This is a genomic window from Ketobacter sp. MCCC 1A13808, assembly GCF_009746715.1.
Lineage (GTDB): Bacteria > Pseudomonadota > Gammaproteobacteria > Pseudomonadales > Ketobacteraceae > Ketobacter.
Genome location: NZ_VRKW01000008.1, coordinates 71,015 through 91,207, shown reverse-complemented (window position 1 = coordinate 91,207; position 20,193 = coordinate 71,015). Strand labels below are relative to the sequence as shown.

Annotated in this window: 15 protein-coding genes; 6 read left to right on the top strand and 9 right to left on the bottom strand. The window is 50.3% G+C overall.

Annotation, left to right across the window (positions count from 1 at the left end; all coding sequences use genetic code 11):
• Positions 1-9: 9 nt before the first annotated feature.
• Complete coding sequence (locus FT643_RS15150) at positions 10-3,612, bottom strand: indolepyruvate ferredoxin oxidoreductase family protein (RefSeq protein WP_156872259.1); 3,603 nt, start codon at positions 3,610-3,612, stop codon at positions 10-12.
• A 9-nt stretch (positions 3,613-3,621) separates the two neighbouring features.
• Positions 3,622-4,110, bottom strand: coding sequence for a VOC family protein (locus tag FT643_RS15145; protein WP_156872258.1), 489 nt, complete (start codon positions 4,108-4,110; stop codon positions 3,622-3,624).
• Between the two features lie 179 nt (positions 4,111-4,289).
• Between FT643_RS15145 and FT643_RS15140 the strand changes: the two genes are divergently transcribed.
• The 3 genes from FT643_RS15140 to FT643_RS15130 are packed head-to-tail and all read left to right on the top strand — an operon-like array spanning position 4,290 to position 7,355.
• A complete protein-coding gene (locus FT643_RS15140) occupies positions 4,290-5,549 on the top strand; it encodes a metal-dependent hydrolase family protein (RefSeq protein WP_156872257.1) in 1,260 nt (419 codons plus the stop codon).
• A gap of 35 nt (positions 5,550-5,584) precedes the next feature.
• On the top strand, positions 5,585-6,976 hold the full coding sequence (locus FT643_RS15135) for an aromatic ring-hydroxylating oxygenase subunit alpha (protein WP_156872256.1): 1,392 nt from the start codon (positions 5,585-5,587) through the stop codon (positions 6,974-6,976).
• A gap of 52 nt (positions 6,977-7,028) precedes the next feature.
• Positions 7,029-7,355 (top strand): Rieske (2Fe-2S) protein, encoded by a 327-nt coding sequence (locus tag FT643_RS15130; protein WP_156872255.1) that lies wholly within the window; start codon positions 7,029-7,031, stop codon positions 7,353-7,355.
• Between the two features lie 119 nt (positions 7,356-7,474).
• Here FT643_RS15130 and FT643_RS15125 read toward each other — a convergent pair whose 3' ends face one another.
• From FT643_RS15125 to FT643_RS15105, 5 genes are all read right to left on the bottom strand, one after another.
• Positions 7,475-9,931, bottom strand: a complete 2,457-nt coding sequence (locus FT643_RS15125) for an efflux RND transporter permease subunit (RefSeq protein WP_198043584.1) — start codon at positions 9,929-9,931, stop codon at positions 7,475-7,477.
• A gap of 44 nt (positions 9,932-9,975) precedes the next feature.
• A complete protein-coding gene (locus tag FT643_RS15120; protein ID WP_156872253.1) occupies positions 9,976-11,454 on the bottom strand; it encodes a class I adenylate-forming enzyme family protein in 1,479 nt (492 codons plus the stop codon).
• 102 nt (positions 11,455-11,556) lie between these two features.
• Entirely contained in the window at positions 11,557-12,267 is a 711-nt protein-coding gene (locus FT643_RS15115; RefSeq protein WP_156872252.1) for an SDR family NAD(P)-dependent oxidoreductase, read from the bottom strand.
• 41 nt (positions 12,268-12,308) lie between these two features.
• Positions 12,309-13,145 (bottom strand): enoyl-CoA hydratase, encoded by an 837-nt coding sequence (locus FT643_RS15110; protein ID WP_156872251.1) that lies wholly within the window; start codon positions 13,143-13,145, stop codon positions 12,309-12,311.
• Between the two features lie 59 nt (positions 13,146-13,204).
• Complete coding sequence (locus FT643_RS15105; protein WP_156872250.1) at positions 13,205-13,984, bottom strand: SDR family NAD(P)-dependent oxidoreductase; 780 nt, start codon at positions 13,982-13,984, stop codon at positions 13,205-13,207.
• 248 nt (positions 13,985-14,232) lie between these two features.
• On the opposite strand from FT643_RS15105, the gene FT643_RS15100 reads away from it, so the two are divergent.
• The 3 genes from FT643_RS15100 to FT643_RS15090 all read left to right on the top strand — a co-directional run bounded on the left by FT643_RS15100 (position 14,233) and on the right by FT643_RS15090 (position 17,323).
• Complete coding sequence (locus FT643_RS15100) at positions 14,233-15,459, top strand: CaiB/BaiF CoA transferase family protein (protein ID WP_198043583.1); 1,227 nt, start codon at positions 14,233-14,235, stop codon at positions 15,457-15,459.
• 69 nt (positions 15,460-15,528) lie between these two features.
• Positions 15,529-15,819, top strand: coding sequence for a hypothetical protein (locus FT643_RS15095; protein ID WP_156872249.1), 291 nt, complete (start codon positions 15,529-15,531; stop codon positions 15,817-15,819).
• Between the two features lie 10 nt (positions 15,820-15,829).
• Entirely contained in the window at positions 15,830-17,323 is a 1,494-nt protein-coding gene (locus FT643_RS15090) for a class I adenylate-forming enzyme family protein (RefSeq protein ID WP_156872248.1), read from the top strand.
• Positions 17,324-17,440: 117 nt separating this feature from the next.
• On the opposite strand, the gene FT643_RS15085 is transcribed toward FT643_RS15090, so the two are convergent.
• Together FT643_RS15085 and FT643_RS15080 are read right to left on the bottom strand one after the other, a co-directional pair.
• The gene (locus tag FT643_RS15085) at positions 17,441-18,694 is read right to left on the bottom strand and encodes an acetyl-CoA C-acetyltransferase (RefSeq protein ID WP_156872247.1); all 1,254 of its coding nucleotides are present in this window, start codon (positions 18,692-18,694) and stop codon (positions 17,441-17,443) included.
• Between the two features lie 124 nt (positions 18,695-18,818).
• Positions 18,819-20,144, bottom strand: a complete 1,326-nt coding sequence (locus FT643_RS15080; protein ID WP_156872246.1) for an amidohydrolase family protein — start codon at positions 20,142-20,144, stop codon at positions 18,819-18,821.
• Positions 20,145-20,193 lie beyond the last annotated feature (49 nt).

The window sequence follows — 20,193 nt, the reverse complement described above, 5'->3', positions numbered from 1 at the left end:
CTCCCCTGGTTACAGTTGCCTTACTTTTAATTTTTCTTGCGAAGGATACGCCGCAACCGGGTCATTAAAGGCTTGAAGCCAGTTTTTCAATTCTGCGTGATAACGCTGAACCGATTCTTCCTTCACCGGGCCGTATCCACCGATTTCCCGTGCGGCTGCTGCTATTTTAATGCCTATCTCGATGTTATCCTCGTTGAGATTTCCAATGACGCTGTCAATGAGTTCGCGATACTCGACAATTAATCGACGTTCCATTTTTCTTTCAGGAAAGTAGCCGAAGATATCAAAGGGCGTTCCACGTAAGCCTTTTAGCTTACTCAATAGTTTGAATGCTTTTAACATCCAGGGGCCAAAACTGCGTTTTTTCGGGCGACCGGTCGCCTTGTCCTGACCGGGTATTATTGGTGGTGCAAGATTAAGGGTAAGTTTGAAATCGCCGCTGAACTGCTGTTTGATGCGCTGCATGAATGTGGGATGAGTATATAGCCTCGCCACTTCATATTCGTCTTTATACGCCATTAATTTTGCCAGAGTGAGTGCGGTCTGGCGGGTGAACTCTTGTTCTTGGTCAAACATTTGATTGAGCTTGAGACCAGCAATTTTTTCGCGTACAGCACCGATGTACGCGCTATAGTGCTGTGCGTAGGCTTCGTTTTGGTATTCCGAGAGCAGTCGCGTGCGGCTCGCCAATACATCTTCCACGGTGTCCAGCGGTGGAAGCGACGGCGTGTCGTCCAATTCTTTTGCCAATGCGACCGGATCGTGCGCAGCGAGACGTCCTAACGCCAGCGTTCGCAAATTGCCTTCTACAAATGTCCCGTTCAGACGGATCGCCTGCTGGATGGATTCCACCGATAATGGCAGCAGCCCTTTTTGTATTGCATAGCCGAGCATTAACATGTTCGTGCCAATACTGTCACCGGTTAAATCGGTCGCTAGCTTACTGGCATTCAAATCATAACAACGCCCCCCGTCCAGGGCTTTGTGAATGGATGAGCGCAACCGGGCTTCACCTAAATCCAGGTACTTATTGCTTTGGAAGTCGCCTGTCGGTGCCACATCTGTATTTAGAATGGCGGTGCTCGTTCCCGGTCGCAAGGTTTTCAACACCGGAGCACCGGAGCCGACAATCATATCGCAGGCAATCAGTATATCGGTCATGCCCTCGCTCAAGCGCGAGGTAAAAATACCTTTTGGATCTGGTCCAATGCGGATATGGCTGGTTACCGCCCCACCCTTTTGCGCCATACCTGTTAAATCGAGGATGGTGCAGCCTTTGCCGTCCAGATGCGAAGCCATGCCCAGCAAGGCACCCACTGTCAGTACGCCGGTGCCGCCTATGCCCGCGACCAGAATATTAAACCCGGAATGGTCCAGGGAAACCTGAGCGGGTTGAGGTAGCGAATCCAGTAACGCATCCAGCCGTTTGGCATCACCATGAATATGAGTGGCTATCTTCGCCCCTTCGACGGTCACGAATGATGGACAAAATCCTTTTACGCAGCTGTAGTCTTTGTTACAGGTGGACTGGTCGATCTTACGTTTGCGTCCCATTTCGGTTTCCAACGGCGTAATGCTGATGCAGTTGGATTGTACCGAACAATCTCCGCAACCCTCGCAGACCTCGGGGTTAATGAACAGGCGTTTATCCGGGTCGGTCATCAAGCCACGTTTACGACGTCGGCGTTTTTCAGTGGCGCAGGTCTGCTCATACACGATGCCAGAGACGCCGGGTGAGTCCCGTAGCTCTTTTTGCAATCGATCCAGTTCATCCCGATGAAAAACACGGGCGTTTTCAGGCAACTTGATTTGGTGGTATTGATCCGGTTCATCCGACACCAGATAAACCGGGCGCACGCCTTCCGAAAGTAATTGGTTTACCATGTCAACCGGTGTGATTAGTTGCTCTACCGGTTGTCCACCGGTCATGGCAACGGCATCGTTATACAGCACTTTAAAAGTGATATTTACCTTTGCAGCCACTGCTGCGCGGATACCCAGTACACCGGAGTGAGAATAGGTGCCGTCCCCCATATTCTGGAACATGTGCTTGGTATCGACAAATTGCGACACTGATACCCATGGTGAGCCTTCATGGCCCATGGGCATGAATTGCATGGTATCCCGATCCATTACTACTGCCGCCAAGCCGTGGCAGCCAATCCCGCCCATGGCTTTGGAGCCCTCGGGCAATTTAGTGCTGGTGTTGTGCGGGCAGCCGGAGCAAAAATACGCGGGGCGATTCACGTTGCTACCCAGAGTTATTCCGCGGGCTTCCAACTCGTTGTAATTAGCATAGCGAGCAATGGCATTGGCATCGGCAACACCCAGTTGATCAAGCAAGACTTTTATGGCCTCGCGAACCTTGCCGACGGTTAATTCTCCAACAGAGGGCAATAACGCGTTGCCCTGCAGGTCGTCCTTACCCGCCAGAGCCGGGCGCAGATGAGAACTTACGCTGTAAAGGTGTCGCGCAATTTGCTCCTCCATGACCGGGCGCTTTTCTTCGACTACCAACACCGCTTTACTGCCTTCGGCAAACTGATTGAGGCCCACTTTATCCATGGGCCAGATCAAACCCGGTTTATACAATCGAATACCCAGTTGGCGGCATTTGTCGTCATCCAGATCTAAATCCGCAAGCGCCTGCCGTACATCAAGATAGGCTTTCCCAGCAGTGACAATCGATAAATTGCGCTGTTCGCTATCGAGGATGACTTTGTCGATTCCATTGGCTCGGGCAAATGCCGTAGCGGCCGGTAAACGATAATTGACTAGCGATGCTTCTTCCACCAGCGGAGGCAGATTAGGACGCAGATTTAATCCCTCGGGCGGAATAATAACATCGGTGGGTGTATTGTAGGTTCTGTACGGATCAGGCAGTTCCACACAGGCGGATAAATCCAGTGTATCGGTAATGGTTTTCAATCCCACATAACAACCGCTGTAGCGGGACATTGCCCACCCAAACAAGCCGAATTCAATGATCTCACTGATGGTGGCGGGATATAAAATTGGTACAAATGCGGCCATCAATGTGTTTTCGGATTGATGCGCACTGTCAGAGGACTTGCCGCCGTGATCATCACCCGCCACGATAACAAATCCCCCGGTAGCGGAGGCCCCTTCCAGATTGCCCAGCTTCATCGATTCGCAGGCACGATCAACGCCGATTCCCTTCCCGTACCACAGGCCGAATACGCCGTCGTATTTAGATTCTCCGAACCATTCCAATTCCTGAGTACCACGAATTGCGCTGATTGCCAGCTCTTCGTTCAAACCGGGTTGAAAAACGATGTTATGGCTATCCAGCAGGTTCTGAGCACCCCATAGCGCGGAGTCATACACCCCGAGCGGAGAACCTCGGTATCCCGAAATGTAACAGGCCGAGTTTAATCCAGCCGCTTTATCCCGGCGTGCCTGGTCCAGAGGTAGACGCACAAGAGCCTGGTTGGCGTTCATAAAAACGCGTCCGGTGGCCTGCACGTATTTGTCGTCCAGCGTGACTTTGCCGGTCGACCCTTGTTCTGCCCTATTGGCGTCAGATCCGGGCGATTCGATCGCCACCGGGTTTTTATTTACATCGTCGGAATTAACTACAGCGCTTGTCATTCAACAGGTCTACTTTGCTTTTTTAGAAATCGGAGTGAGGCAATCGAGGGGAAAATCACATTTACTATCAATGGTTTCCTGGATTTCGATAAGATTACCTTCGGGATCGCGCCCATAAATGGTAATGACGTGACCTACATTGATCGGTTCTGGCTCAGGAAAGGTCATGCCGAGACCTTTCAGGCGTTCAAATTCAAATCCGATATCTGTCACATCGACACAAAAGTGGGTATAGCCTTTATCAAAGGGATCTAACCCTTTGGTATTGTTAGGTTTCGGGGCGCTGTACTGGAAAAGCTCCATGTAGCAGCTGCCTGCGCGCAGCATTGCGCCCTTGGAAGCCGAGCCTTTCACCGCCACAATGCGGTCAACGAAGTCGTCTTTTTCCCAGCTGAAAGGTTCCCCGACGACCTCAAATCCGAATGCATCTTTGTAAAAGCGAATCATTCGCTCCATGTCGTGAACATGCACGGCAACGTGGTGTATTCCTCTTATCATTGTTCTCTCCCACTTGTTTTTGTTCTCTATACAGGCCGAGTCTACTGGCTTCGCTCAAAGCCGATAAGTGGGCGTGCAGAAGTAGTCAAGTGGCTATGCGCGTGAGGTCATTTTGACCATTATGTAAGGTGGGCATAATGGAGGCATAACAAAAATGAGAGAGGCGTAGGCAACTTAAGATGAGCAGATTACTTATTCGCGGAGCCAGAATCTTCGATGCTACCGGAACGGATCCCTATGCAGGAGACGTTCTGGTGGAAGGCAACCGGATTAAGCGGGTGCTACAGTCACCTGCGCAAATCCCTGCAGAGGGTTGCGAAGTTATTAACGCAAATGGCCTGTTTTTGATGCCGGGTATGACCGAGGGTCACGGGCATTTGTCATTTGATAATGTAACTTCGACCGGTGATCTGATCACGCCCTCTCCAGAAGAACATACGCTGCTAACAGCCAGAGTTGCAGAACGCTTGCTGGACCAGGGTTTTACCAGTGTCTGGGGTGCCTCGGAGGCAAAACTGAAATTGGGTGTGGCCGTACGCAACGCCATCAATGCCGGGCAATTAAAAGGCCCCCGTGTTCGTGCCGGTTCGCTGGAAATTTCTGTTACTGGTGGTATGGGTGACGAAAGCCGTCAACACGATCCACGTCCCGGTGGGCCTTCACACATTGTGGATGGACCGGAAGAGATGCGAAAGGCGGTGCGCCTGGCCTGCCGTGAAGGTTGTGACAATATCAAACTCGATGTTTCCGGTGATCCTTTTTATCCCAATACACCGGCTTACACCACCCCGATGACGTTTGAAGAAATTAAGATGGCCGTGGACACGGCTCATGCGTTTGGTCGCAGGGTAAATGCCCATGTTCGTTCGATTGAAGGCGCCAAACGCTGTTTGCAGGCTGGTGTAGATGCCCTCTTCCATTGCGAGTTCACCGACGAAGAAACGCTCGACCTATTTGAAGAAGCCAAGGACCGTGTGTTTGTGGTGCCCACCGTCAGCTTGTTCCATACCCTGTTATACGAAGCAGAACCCTATATGAGTAACGACATTGCCAAGGCAATGCAAATTGACAAGTTACTGGAAGCTTCGCAGGACACCCACAACGCGCTGCGTAAACGCGGCATTCGACATACTATTGGTGGCGATTACGGTTTTGCCTGGAGCCACAACGGCACCAACGCGCGGGATATTGGATTTTTTGTGCAGTATTTTGGCTATAGTCCGACCGAAGCTTTGGTGTGTGCCACAGCGAACGGTGGCGCCATGATGACCATGGGAACGGATGAGAAACTGGGGCTGATTCAGGAAGGCTATCTGGCGGACTTACTGTTAGTGAAAGGCGATCCGATCGCTGATCCGGCTGTTGTCGTCGATGCTGAAAATCTGAAGTTGATTATGAAAGACGGCGCAATACATAAGAATATCGTCGCTGCTGAATAAGCCTATTGAATTACAAAGAATTTGGAGAGAGCACCATGAACGTAAAAATCAAAGTCAACCAGGGTGATGCACGTTGTCCCAATGCACCGAGTACCCAGGAGATCATTTCTGCCGATAGAGTGCCCGCTCCGGATTGGGTGCGTTCGGAGTCTTACCAATTCATGGGCAGCGAAGATATCTCAACGGATCGCTACACCGATCCCGCCTTTGCGAAAAAAGAACTGAACACGCTGTGGAAAAAAACCTGGCAATTCGCCTGTCGAGAAGAACATATACCGGAAGTCGGTGACTACTACGTTTACGATTTGGAGCACTACTCTTTTATTGTGACTCGCGTGGCTGAAAACGACATCAGGGCGTACTACAACGCTTGCTTGCATCGCGGTACTAAGCTGCGTGCATCGGGCACCGAAGGCTGTGCCAGCGAATTTCGCTGCCCTTTCCATGGTTGGTCATGGAATATTGATGGCACCAACAAAAAAATCACCTGTGAATGGGACTTCCCGCATGTAAATAAAGATGAATTCAAACTACCTGAAGCAAAAGTCGAAACACTGGGTGGTTTTGTGTTCATCAATATGGACGACAACGCGCCAACGTTGGCGGAATACATTGGCCCGGAAGCAATGGGTCATATAACGAAATGGAAGCTCGAAGATCGATATATCACCGCACACGTTTCGAAAGTGATACCGGCGAATTGGAAATTGACCATCGAAGCCTTTATGGAAGCCTATCATGTTATCGAGACGCATCCCCAGGTTGCACCGTCCAACGGTGATGCGAATTCTCAATACGATACCTATGGTGATCACGTAGACCGTTTCATTTCGACACTGGGCGTGGTAAGCCCTCATTTGGCTGGCCGTGTATCTGAACAGGACATACTGGATCAGTTCACTGTAGGCGATAGCTCCGTGCTTGCAGGGGCCGACCGCAAGTTAAAAGACGGTGAAACGGCTCGTCAGCGTATGGCGGATATGATGCGCGGTATGTTCGAGCAAGCCACCAATTCCGATCTTAGTAACGTTTCCGATTCAGAGATACTGGATTGCTTCTCATACACGTTGTTCCCGAACACGTTCCTGTTTCCGGGAATCTCCTTACCCATGGTATATCGATTTCGCCCGGTGAAAGGCGATCACCGCAAGTGTCTGTACGAGGTTTTCTTTCTGCGCCCTGTGCCGAAGGATGGCGAGCGCCCGGAGCCGGCCTGCGTCGTGCATCTGGAAGACCATCAGTCATTCACTGAAGCGGAAGGTATGGATCCTGGATTTGGAGCCATTCTAGATCAGGACACCGAGAATCTGTTGTTAGAACAGGAAGGCATTGAAGCCAGTGCGAAAAAAGGCCTCACGTTGGGCAATTATCAGGAAATTCGGGTACGTCACTTTGAACAGGTGATAGAGAAATACGTAAACGGCTAACTCCATACTGAGTAAAACAGAATCCGAATACGAGAATAAAAGGTTGTTAATTTTGTCGGAAGAACAAGTGGTAAAAGAATTTACACGGTTTTGTGAAACCGCTGCCCTGCCCGATGGCTCCAAACGGGCGAAGAAAATTAACGGCAGTATGGTGCTGGTGGTGCACACCAAAGGCAAGCTGTATGCCGTTTCTAATGTCTGTTCTCACCAAGATAAATTTCTTCATGCTGGACGGGTGCGTAATTGCAAAATCACCTGTCCTTTGCATGGTGCTCAGTTTGATCTGGCAACGGGAAATGCAACCTGTCTTCCTGCGACCAAACCGATCCCTACCTATGAAGTGCGGGTGGTAGACGACTGGATTGAAGTGGCTGTTTAGGAAATTGGCGTCAACTGGTTTTCTTTAGCAGTAGCGCAACGCTACTGTCAAAGGGGTGAAAACCGGCGACAACTATTTGTTTGTCGCCGGTATTTTTTTGCTACAAGAAAGCCCGGCAATTACGAATTAACCGTTCCTTGCGTTTGGGTCAGAATGGGTTCCGCGACTATCAAGCCGTCTTCTAAAACAACATCCTGCTTGTGAATGGTTTTATTGGAAAGCACCATAAGTGCGGGTGCAACCAGATAAGATGCCACCAGTGCAAGCACTATACACGCCGCTGTAATAACACCAAAACTGGCCATAATGGTCATCTGTGCCGTGATATACACCATAAAGCCTAGGCTGAGTACGATGGAAGTTATAAGCATTGCCCGACCGGTCGACATCAGCGTGTGTTTAATGGCGTAAGCAGGGTCACCGGTTTTTTCATACAGCTTCCTAAACCCATGCATAAAGTGAATGTTATCGTCCACTGTCAGGCCGATGGCAATCGAGCCGATCAGCATGGTGAGCATATCCAGGCGCATTCCCAGTAACTGCATGCCAGCCAGAACTGTAGCGATTGGCAGCAATGACGGTATCATGCTTAACAGGCCCAGCTTCACATTACCGATCAATAGCACCATCATCAAGGTTATAGAGATAGCTGCCAAGCCATAACTTTCGGCGGTCGATATCAACATTTTAGCAAACGTGACCCCCATAATGGGAGCCACTCCGGTGTAGCTTATCGAGACATCATAAGGGGCCATAGCCGTGTCCAGCCGTGTTCGCAGTTGGTCCAGCAACGGTTGCATATAAACACCATCAAACCACGTAGAAGTGATGGTCAAGCGCGCAATCCGATAGTCTTTGTCCACCATGTTGTAAAGATCATCGGGCTCGTCCATTTCCACCATAAACAATTCCTGGCTGATGAGCATCGGATCATCGGGAATGGAGTAGTGCTCTTCGTTGTTGTCATGTAACGCGCGATTGGTTTCTTTGATGATATTGGTAATACCGATCGCCTTTGAAATTTTGTAGTTTTCTGTATCCCATTCCACTACTTCTTTCTGGATCTGGTCCATTGCCCTGAGGAAACCGGGATTAAGAATGCCCCTGTCCTTGCCGGTATCCAGCACCACCTCGATGCTGCTGGTTGAACCCATGCGCTCTTCGTATTTTTTAATGGCAATGGTATAGGGGTTGTCTTGAGGTAGCCAGGCCATAGGGTAATGACTGAATTTCAATTGGCTGGCAATGAACAAACTACCAGCCAGCAATACCACTCCGATTACCACGATGGGTTTTGCGTACCGAACAGAAAAATCCGCACAGCCGCCAAGGAAGCGAAGCATGACGCCGTTTTCGTCCTGCTGTACCGGGCGACGTTTGACCGGTGCCAAAGCGATAACGCAAGGTAAAATCGAGATAGATAGCGCAAATGCCACAATCGAACCCAGAGCACCATATATGCCTAGGGAAGAAACCATGGTTAGCTCGGACATGGCGAACGACAGTAAACCCGCAGCGGTGGTAATACTGGTAAACAACATTGCCAAGCCGGTATGTCCCATCGCGTTTGACAGTGCTTGTATTTTTTCCGCACCATCATCGTAATAACGATAAAAAATGGTCAGCAAGTGGATGCTGTCACCGACACAAACCGCGAGCAGAAACGCTGGTAAAATTGAGGTACTGACCTGAATAGGGGTTCCCAGTATTGCCATCATACTCATCGTAATCGTGACGCCCAGCGCCATAATCAATAAAGGCAGGAATACGCCGGATGCCCGTTTAAATATGATCATCAAAACGATACCGATAATCAGATTAGCCAACCCGGATAGGACAATGAAATCCAGTCTGGTCAGTTCCGATAATACCAGCGAAATCGGCATGCCACCGGTGAGATCGACTTCATCTGAAATAACCCCCTGGTATTGAGTGGTGATGTCGTTAAGTTTCTCGTAGGCGGTCAGCATATCGGCTTCATCAAGATATCTACGATGTAATTCACCGCTACTGTCTTTTTCATAGGCAAATGAATTCAAACGCACTATCAATGCCACAGTGTGGGAGTCTGCAGAGATTAGAAAGTTTTGATAATTCTCATTGGTGAGGGCGTAGTCCTTTAACTTTTGTATCTCAGCTGGATCGTCCGGCAGCGTCTCGGGCAACAGATCGTCAACATACAGTGTGTCATCAGCGCCGTAGGTATGTCGGGCGTTGGCGAGAGAGTCGACGCTGTTAATGTAAGGCACCTCATCCATTAGCTGCTGATGCAAGGCGTGTAACTGTGTTGCAAATGTCTGGGTGTAAGGGTCATCCGTTTGAACCGTTATGATGAAGGTTTCATCACGTCCAAATATTTCCTTAAAGTCTATATAGGACTTCACTACACTTGAGTCTTCGGGCAGAAAGCCTTCTATGCTGCTGTCTTGCTTCAGGTGTCCGAGCTGAGATGCCATGCCGGCAATGATCAAAAGACAGCCCAGCAGCCAGCGACCGGGATGCTTGCCCAGCATTTGCCCCAGCTGCTCAAAGCTATGTTCTATTCTTAGTTTCCAACCTGTTTTTTTCGGATTCATTATGAATGTCTGCCTGCGCCCTATTAGCGCTAAAACGAAAATATTTACTCGAATAAACTGCGTAACGTCGGCTGATGCACTTTGTAAGAGGCAGTACGTGGAAGCTCGCTGACAAACTTCCATTTTACCGGAATGTGAGTAGCGGCAATATGTTCGCGCAAGTGCTGTTCCAGCTCTTCAAATGAAGGCGTGGTTGCCCCGGCCTTCAGCTCGATTGCGGCAGCGGGTACCTGACCGAGCCGATGATCCGGTATTCCAATTACTCCTGCCGCTGAAACCGCACTGTGAAGCAATAGCGCGGTTTCGATTGTTTCGGGCAATACTTTAAATCCGCCGCGCATAATGGCGCCGTCTGCCCTGCCACACAGGAATATAAATCCGTCCTCATCAACGTAGCCAATATCGGAAGTGCGAATCCAGTGTGTACCCATACGGGGCGAGACGACTTCAAGAATCCCGGTCTCGCCCGGCGGCAACTCCTCGTTGCTTTCGGCATCGATTACTCTGAAACGTGCGCCTGGATACGGTTTACCAACACTGCCAGTTTTACGGCTGCCCCATTCAGCATACACCTCCGGTGACATACCGGCGACCGGGCCTCCAAATTCGGTGGCGCCATAGGCCAGTAAAATAGGCACACCATAGCGAGCTTCAAACGCACTCTGAACACCCGGATCAAGGGGTGCTGACCCCGAGCCAATCATTTTTAAACAGGCAAAATCTTCACGCGGTAAATTAGCATCCAGTACCATCTGAACACCGGCTGGAGGTAATCCTCCCGCGGGCGGCTGATAACGCTTCAGGTGATCATGCCAGCCTTCAATATTGAAACGGTCTAGCAGTACCCCTCTTTGTCCCCGCAATAACGGTGCGATGGTTGCGTGAAGCCCAGTGATATTGCCAGTAGGAAAATACATCAGAATTGGAGGAAGCGCGCGTGGATTATCTCCTTCCGAGGAAGGCGTTCTGCGCCCTCCTACGATATGTTTAGCAATGGTTTCGTAGTCGAATTCAAACGGCTTGGGCGCACCTGTCGTGCCGCTGGTATGAATTTCAATGAAGGGTGCTGGGTAACCAGTGGTCGGGTTTAGCGAGCGTTCCAGCCCCGGCACCTGTTTTGCGCCCCGTTGCGATAAGGCGATCCCGGCGATGCCTGCAGATTTCAGCGCTTTCGTTATTTCACTATTAAATGTTTCGTCCGCTGCAATCACGACCGAGGGGTTGATTTGCTCAATCTCCCGGGCCATTGAAGTGGAAGACTGAAATGGATAAACCAAACGAAAGGTAAACCGTTTTTCCATTAATCCCAGATAAGCCGCGATAGCGGAAGGCCTGTTTTTTGCTACCAAAACTATTTTGGTATCCGGAGCCGCACCGCATGCGGCGATCAGCTCCGTAACCATCCCAGCGATCCGTCTCAAATCTCCCCAGGTATACCATTGCTTTTCAAATTCAATGGCCTGGTCTTCGGGGTTTTGATTCAATACCGTTGCGCTGAGTTTATGGAGTCCCTCTGAGCCCATTGTCTTGCCATACCTTTTACGTAATTACTTTATTTGTAATTATCTTATTGTTTTTTCGTTGCCGGGAATAAAAAATAATTCATTCCTCTATGTTGTTTTGTTTTATACCAGGCCCACTACAGGAATACCCGCTCCGTGAATTGCACTGCTCGCATCGGAAGCCAGAAATCCAACTACATTCGCCAAGTCTTCCGGCTTCACCCACGCACTGTAATCAGCATCAGGCATTGCATTGCGATTATTCGGCGTATCAATAATGGAAGGCATGATGCTGTTCACATTGATTTTTTTCGCTCTCAGTTCGTCTGCCATGGTTTCGGTCAGACGGGACACCGCACTTTTTGAAGCGAGATAAGCGCCCATTTGAGCTCCACCTTTCACTGACGATGCCGCGGAGACGTTTATAATCTTACCACCACCCTGCTTTAGCATCACCGGAACAGTGGCAGCTGAAGTGTTGACGATCGAGCGGGTGTTCAGATTAAACAGAAAATCCCAGGTTTTATCTGATGTTTCATGGACTTGCTCGCCCATCATAAAACCACCGGCGATATTCGCCAGCACGTCGATTCGACCGAACCTTGATACAATTTTGCTGAATGCTTCCGCTGTGGATTCGCGCTTTGTTAAATCACAGGCCAGCAAAATCTCGTTTTCTTCATTGCTTTCAGGGAAGCTTTTATTCAGCAAATCTTCGCTATAATCAACCAAAGCCAGTTTAGCACCTTCGTTTCTGAAGTAGGCCGCAATACTTTGCCCGAGTCCACCGGCAGCACCGGTTATAACAACGATTTTATCGGAAAACATACTCATATTTTTACAATCCTTTTAATAGGTACCTGAATGGGTAAGCTTTATTCCTGCGGTTTCTTGCCCGCTTGTTTTAGCTTTTCCAGGTCCACTAATACCGGGAATCCACACTGGGCAACTGCGCTGCCATGCCCTATTGAATGAATATCGAATACCGATTGGATAGCGGAGTACTGACCCTGGATGTCCAGTGTCTGATTGACGGCACGTTTTGCCATCGCCAGTCCGAAGGCAGGCATTTTTGCAATCTGCTGGGCCAGCTCCATAGCCTGGGAATCGAGCTCTTCCAATGGTATGACGCGGTTCACCATTCCCAACTCACGTGCTTCTTCTGCGGTTATAGAAGACGCTGTGAATAGCATCTCTTTCGCTTTACGCGGGCCGAATTCCCATGTGTGACCATGGTATTCCACGCCCCCTATGCCCATCATGACAACCGGGTCACGAAATTTTGCATTATCGGCAGCAAGGATTAAATCGCAAGGCCAGCACAGCATCATTCCCGCAGCGATACAGGAGCCTTGCACAACCGCAATAGATGGTTTGGGTATATCGCGCCATTTGCGACTGAATCCGAGAAAATGCTTACGCTCGTGCATATATAATTTCATCATGCCGGATTCCGCTTTGTCTTTATCGAACTGCGCCTGAGCGTTCGAGTTGGACAAGTCGTGCCCGGATGAAAAATGCTTGCCGTTGGCCCGCAACACAATCACTTTAACCTGATCATCTTCAGCTGCACGGTCCCAGGCTTTGTCTAATTCCAATAACAGTTCTTTGTTTTGAGCATTTGCTTGTGCCGGGCGATTCAGGCTGATGATCGCTACCGCACCTTCAGTTGCATAATCGATCGGGGATGTCGTTGTGGTTTCATTGGTCATAACTCTGGTCCTCTCGAATTAGTCTGTTTCTAATTGTTGTATTGGTTTTTTCGCTTGGCTTACCGGGGTTGCATCCGTATTGCACCGTCCAAACGAATGGTTTCTGCATTCATGTATCGATTACGGACCATTTCCAGAACCAGGCTCGCAAATTCATCCGGGTGGCCGAGGCGACGGGGATGAGGCACCATTGCGCCCAGCGCGTCTTTCATTGCCTGAGGTGCTCTTGCCATGGCCGGGGTATCGAATATGCCGGGTTGTATCGTATTTACGCGAATTGCCTCACGGGATAAGTCACGGGCGATGGTCAGGGTCATACCCACAATACCGGCTTTCGCTGCCGAATAGGCAGCTTGCCCCATCTGTCCGTCTGTGGCAGCCGCCGATGCCGTGTTCACGATAACGCCGCGCTCCTCGTCCAGTAGATCTTCAGCCATCATGCCCGCTGCAGAACGGGTGATGCAGCGAAACGTGCCCACGGTATTCAAACGTAAAACCCACTCGAACTTGTCGGTAGGAAACATTTGAATTTCACCTGTCTTTTTATCTCTGCGCACGGTAGGGATAGCGTTACCACCGCCGGCACAACAAACTAAAATCCGCTCCTGTCCATTGACCTCACGCGCACTCGCAAATGCCTGATCGACACTTTCGTCTGACAAAACATCGCACTGACAGAAGACCGCGCCGGTCTCTTTTGCCATTTTTTCGCCGATCTCCTGATTAAGATCGAATATGGCAACTTTAACTCCCTGTGCCCTTAATGCTTTTACCGTTGCCAAGCCCAGTCCTGATGCGCCGCCCGTGACGACTGCAGATAGAGTAGAATCAAGTTTCATGGTATTAAATCCTATAGAAATTTCTTATTATCCAAGGCCGGACTTTGACTGGAAATCCAGTGCCTAATTTCCATCGGCAAACCTAATACTGTTCTGTTGCAGGTGAGAGTTTGCCCGTGCGTTGCGTCGACCTCATTATATACAACACTGTTGTTGTTTAGTATTATACCTTCAATTTCTCTTATAAAGCCAACGTCTTTGTCGTCAGGCACGTACCCGCAGAATAACTAGAAACCGGAGAATAACTTATGACTCAAGTAATGAAGGGCGTGAAAGTCCTTGAAGTAGCACAATTCACTTTTGTGCCTGCAGCCGGCGCTATTTTGGCTGATTGGGGCGCTGACGTAATTAAGATTGAACATCCGGTCCGCGGTGATACTCAGCGTGGTTTCATCAATATGGGTGGCATGAAAATAGACCCGCAACGTAACACCATGATGGAGCACGCAAACCGGGGTAAACGCAGTGTAGGCATCGACATATCCAATCCCGAAGGCGTGGAGTTGCTTTATGAAATTGCCAAGGACTGCGATGTCTTTATTACGAATTATCTGCCGTTCCAGCGCCAGAAACTGAAAATCGATCTGGAGCATATCCGTGCAGCTAACCCGAATATTATATATGCCCGCGGCAGTGCCTATGGCGACAAGGGCCCGGAACGGGACATCGGCGGATTTGATGGCACGGCATTCTGGTCACGTAGCGGTGTCGGTCACTCCATGTCACCAGAAGAGTTAGGTCAGCCATTGGCCCAGGGCATCGCTGCCTTTGGTGATTCTATCGGAGGTATGAATATCGCTGGCGGTATTTCCGCCGCTTTATTTCATCGCGCGCAGACCGGTGAAACCAGCGAAGTTGACGTTTCTTTGCTTAGTACCGCCTGGTGGGCGGCCGGGTCGGCAGTTGACCTCTTTATTGAAAAGAACGACGTCATGCGCAACCGTATGCCCCGCTCCGGTGGTAACCCGAATAACCCGTTCACCGGAAATTACGCCACATCCGACGGTGGCACTATTAATTTATGCATGATCACACCGGGTAACTTTATTAAAGACACCTTTACTCACCTGGGGATTCCGGAAGCCGCAGACGATGAACGATTTTCAACTGTTCAGGGGCTAATGAAAAACTGGAGCGATGCCAGTGACCTTATGACAGCTGCCTTTGCTGCCAAGCCCTTCGAATATTGGCGTCAGCACCTCAAAACCATGAAAGGTCAATGGGCGCCGGTTCAAAGCCTGCTGGATCTTGCAGGTGATGAGCAAGCCCTGGCCAATGATATGTTGTTTGAGGTTGAGTCGGTTGACGGAGGTGACCCGATCAAGTTGGTGCGTGGCCCCGTGCAGTTTAACCATCAGGCAGTGGAAAATACGCGAGCCCCTCAGGCTTCTGAGCATACTGAAACGTTCCTTATGGAATTGGGTGTTGAATGGGACCGCATTGAAAAGCTTAAATCCAGCGGCGCAATTGCCTGACGCCGGCCGGTATTAAGCAGCGTAAAATCAGAATTACATACAGAACCTATAAAATAGAACGAGCGCATTATGAAGCCAGGAACAAAACTAAAAAGCACAGCTTGTGATACTGAAGTCATGGTCATTAAAGGAAGCAATATCGAAGTGGATTGCGGCGGCAGCCCCATGTCGGATACTGCGCCGGAAGCAAAGGCTGAGCTGGATTCCGCTTTTGCCGAGGGTACAAAAGTGGGCAAACGTTATGTCGATGCCGATGCAACAGTAGAGCTGCTGTGTGTTAAAGCAGGTAAAGGTTCGCTCTCGATCGGTGGCACCGCGCTACAGATCAAAGACAGCAAACCTCTACCCTCTTCCGACTAAAGGTCCGCCCATGAATATTTCACTCTTTCTTCAAATGGCGGCAGAAACCGACCCCGACCGGATTGCCCTAGTCTGTAGCGGGCGGCGTTGGAGTTATGGCTCGTTATGGCAGGCTGCACAGGGTGCAGCAGCGGTCATCACCCGTAGCGGTTGCGAATTCGTGGCATTGCTGGATGAAAGTAGCGAGGCCACGGCAATTGCATTCTTTGGTGCAGCCTTGGCCGGGGTTCCCTACGTGCCGCTGAACTATCGCTTGGCAGATGAAGATCTAGCCGCGTTACTGAATCGGATTGCACCCGCCTGTGCCATAGGCGATGTGGAGCGTATTCAAAAACTGAACCCGGACGGCAAGCATAACTGCTTTCAAAGGGCTGAGTTTGTACTCGAAGCAGAAGCGATCAACGAACCTTTCGAAGAGCGTGAACAGGAAGACGGTATTGCTGCACAGATTTTCACCAGTGGCACGACCTCTGCGCCTAAAGCGGCCTTGCTAAAACACGCCAATTTGGTTTCCTACATTCTGGGCACGGTGGAATTTGCATCGGCCGCAGAAGAAGAAGCCAGTCTGGTGTGCGTTCCGCCCTATCATATTGCCGGTATTGCCGCCCTGCTCAGCTCTATCTATTCCATGCGGAAGATTTTGATGCTGCCCGCGTTCGATCCAGATACCTGGCTTACGTTGGCAAGTGAAGAGCGCGCCAGTAACGCGTTCGTAGTGCCTACGATGTTGTCACGCATAATCGCGCGCATGGAAGAAGGCGCTGAATCAGATCTGTCAAAACTAAAAGCGATCGCATATGGCGGTGGCCCTATGCCTATGGTGGTAATCGAAAAAGCCATGCAACGCTTTCCGGGGTGTGGTTTCACTAACGCCTACGGGCTGACAGAAACCAGCTCTACCATCGCATTGCTGGGCCCTGACGATCATATTTCCGCATTTGCCTCTACTGATCCTGCTGCTCGGGCTCGCCTCGGCTCGGTAGGTCGCCCGTTACCAACAATAGAACTGGAAATCCGGGACGAAGAAGGTAATTGTCTTCCTGCCGGCGAACGGGGTGAGATATACGTGCGTGGCGAACAGGTTTCTGGAGAATACAGGGAACGCTCTGCACTGGATTCCGATGGGTGGTTTCCGACCCGTGATGCAGGTTGGCTCGACGAAGAAGGCTTCTTGTTTCTTGCCGGGCGAGCTGATGACGTTATAGTTCGTGGTGGTGAAAATATTTCACCCGGAGAAATAGAAGAAGTATTGCTCAGCCACCCTTCAATTGCGGACGTCGCGGCAGTGGCGGTACCGTCAGTTGAGTGGGGTGAGGCGGTGGGTATTGCTTTTGCTGTAAAACCCGGCAGCCCCGTACCCGCTGACGACGAGCTGCGCAGTTTAGTGAAAGATCGCTTACGTTCGTCTCGGGTACCTGAGCGCATAGCCAAGATGGATGTGTTGCCGTATAACGAGATGGGGAAGCTACTGCGTCGGGAAATCCGTAAGCTGTTTCAAAGTTAACACATACGGTCTCTATCCGCGTTCGATTGCGGGAGTTTAGTTAGCGTCAGAAAAAAGCCGCATCAATTACAATTTGATGCGGCTTTTTTTATAAAGGCCTGTACGATATTAGCGCTGTCAAACACGCTCAATAATAATAGCCGGAGCCATGCCGCCTGCGGCGCACATTGTGATTAAACCGCGCTTGAGATTTTGTCTTTCCAATTCATCCAATACGGTGCCGATTAGAATGGCTCCGGTTGCGCCGATTGGGTGACCCAATGCAATCGCCCCGCCGTTGACATTGATTTTGTCTCTATCGATATTTAAGTCGCGAATAAACTTTTCTACCACGACAGCGAAAGCTTCGTTAACTTCCCACAAATCAATATCATTCACAGTGAGCCCGGCTTTTTGCAACACTTTCTCTGCTGCTGCAACAGGCGCATTTAGCATCAAAGTGGGATCACCGCCCATATTGGCAACGGCCACTACACGGGCACGGGGCTTCCAGCCTTGTTTTTCAGCGTACTCTTTTGAGGCCATTAATAAACCGGCCGCTCCATCAACAACACCCGATGAGTTACCGGCGTGATGGAAATGCTCGATTTTCAGATCCGGATAGCGCTTGTTGATTAACTGGCGATAGGTATTACCATCCCGGTCAGCGGGAAAATCTGCAATTTTGCTGAAACTGGGCTTCAGGTCCGCGAGGTTTTCCAGCGTGGTTTGGGGCCGAGGGTGCTCATCACGGTCCAATATAAGGTTACCCTCGTCATCCAGTACAGGCACGATGGAATGATCGAAACGCCCTTCTTCAATGGCGATCGCTGCCCGACGCTGACTTTCTAGCGCGAATGCGTCCAGGGCTTCACGACCAATACCTTCCATTGAGGCAATTGCATCCGCACACAGACCCTGGTGCGATTGCGGGTGTCGCTCGTGCAGGCGCAGGTTGCCGGTGCCGATGCCCATCGGCTTGATGCCCGCTTCCATTTCCTGTTTGCTGAGTGCCATAATCAGGGACATCATTTCAGTGCCCCCGGCAATAATACAATCCTCGAACCCGGCTTTCAGTTGTCCTGCCGCCAGGTTGGCTGCGGTCAAACCACTGCCGCAAAACCGATCCAGAGTCACTCCGCTGACCTTGACATCGAATCCGGCATCAAGCGCCGCCATGCGGCCTAAATCGCCAGCCTGAGTTCCTTTTTGTGCACTGGTTCCCCAGATAACATCATCCAACTCGGCTGTATTAATATTATTGCGTTCCTGCAGAGCCTTGAGCACGACAACCGCTAAATGTTGCGGATGCATTTTGGCTAAAGCACCTTTGTCCATTTTGCCGATACCTCGAGGTGTACGGACGGCGTCAATTATAAACGCTTCGGACATCTTGATTTTCTCCTGTTAGAGTTCCTGAATTGCGCACAGCGCAGTGCCATAGAATGCACTAAGGAAAAGAGGTTGCTGAAATAGAAAAAGGCGGCAACTTTTTGTGAGCTGCCGCCTTTTTTTGTTAGCCTGCGATCTTCTTACCTTGCTCACCGTGGTGCTGGAACATTCTCATCAAATCACCGGAGGTGATGCGACGAGGCTCTTCGCCTTTCGCCAGGGGGCTGGCGCCGCCGCAGGATTTCGGCGTCGTATCCACACCATCTTTGGCCGCTTGCGCACGTAGCGCGCCAACGGTCAGGTTTTCTTTTTTGATGTGCTTGAACGGATCAAAGTTGAACCAGTTCATCGCATTGAGGTGAGTGATCTTGTCGATCTGTTGTTGCTTGAGGTGTTTGATGTCACCCCACAAATGATCCGGGCAGTTAGGCCAAAGTGTGTCTGAGTGGGGATAATCACACTCATAAGCAATCAGGTCTTCATTCAGTTCGTCCAGATTCTTCAGGCCATATGCGTCATCAATAAAGCACAGCATGAAGTGTTTTTTGAACATTTCGCTGGGCAGCATGCCGCTGAAATGGTTGTGGGTCCAAAACTTATGACGAGAGTGGGCAAAATCAGCTCGTTCCAGGAAGTAAGGAACCCATCCGATACTGGCCTCGGACAACGCAACTTTGAGGTTATATTCGTGCAATGCACTCAGATGTAACCAGTCCGCAGCACCCACTGCACTCGACATCGGCATCGTCGTAATCCATGCCTCGATGGGCGTTTCCATCGACGCGTGTGGAACCGGGTTACCTGCGCCAATATGCAGACACATGGTCATGTCATGCTCGGCAATGGCTTTCCACATTGGATTCCAATATTCGTTGTGAACACTGGGTAATTCCTGCTTGGTTGGGTTCTCATTCAGAGACACTGCGGTGCAACCTTTAGCAGCAATCCGTTTGATCTCCGCTACTGTCGCATCCATATCCCAGGTTGGAAGGATTGCACAAGGAATGAATCGGCCGGGATAGGCGCCACACCACTCATCAATGTGCCAATCGTTGTAGGCACGCAGATGTTTAAGGGAGAGCGCCTTGTCTGGTGCTTTGTGAAAGCGTCCACCATCAAAGCCGACGCAGGTGCCGAAGTTCAGTGATGCCGCAACGCCGTTTACATTCATATCGTTGATGCGGGCATCTACGTTGTAAACACCCTCGCGCATTTCTTCCAGCGAGTTGGGTTCCATGCCGTATTCTTCCAGGGGACGCCCGACAACCGCATTGAGCCCGACTGACGGCATGTACATGCCCTGGTAAGTCCAGAAGCTCTTACCATTTTCATCTGTATCGAATTTGGGAGCGGTTTTCAAATCTTCAGCTGACAGGTGCTTATCGAACATGTCCGGTGGTTCAGTGATGTGATCATCTACGCTGATGATCACCATATCGTTCATTTCCATGATTCACGTCCTCTAGGTTCGTCGTGTTATTCGAGTTCTATTTATTCTT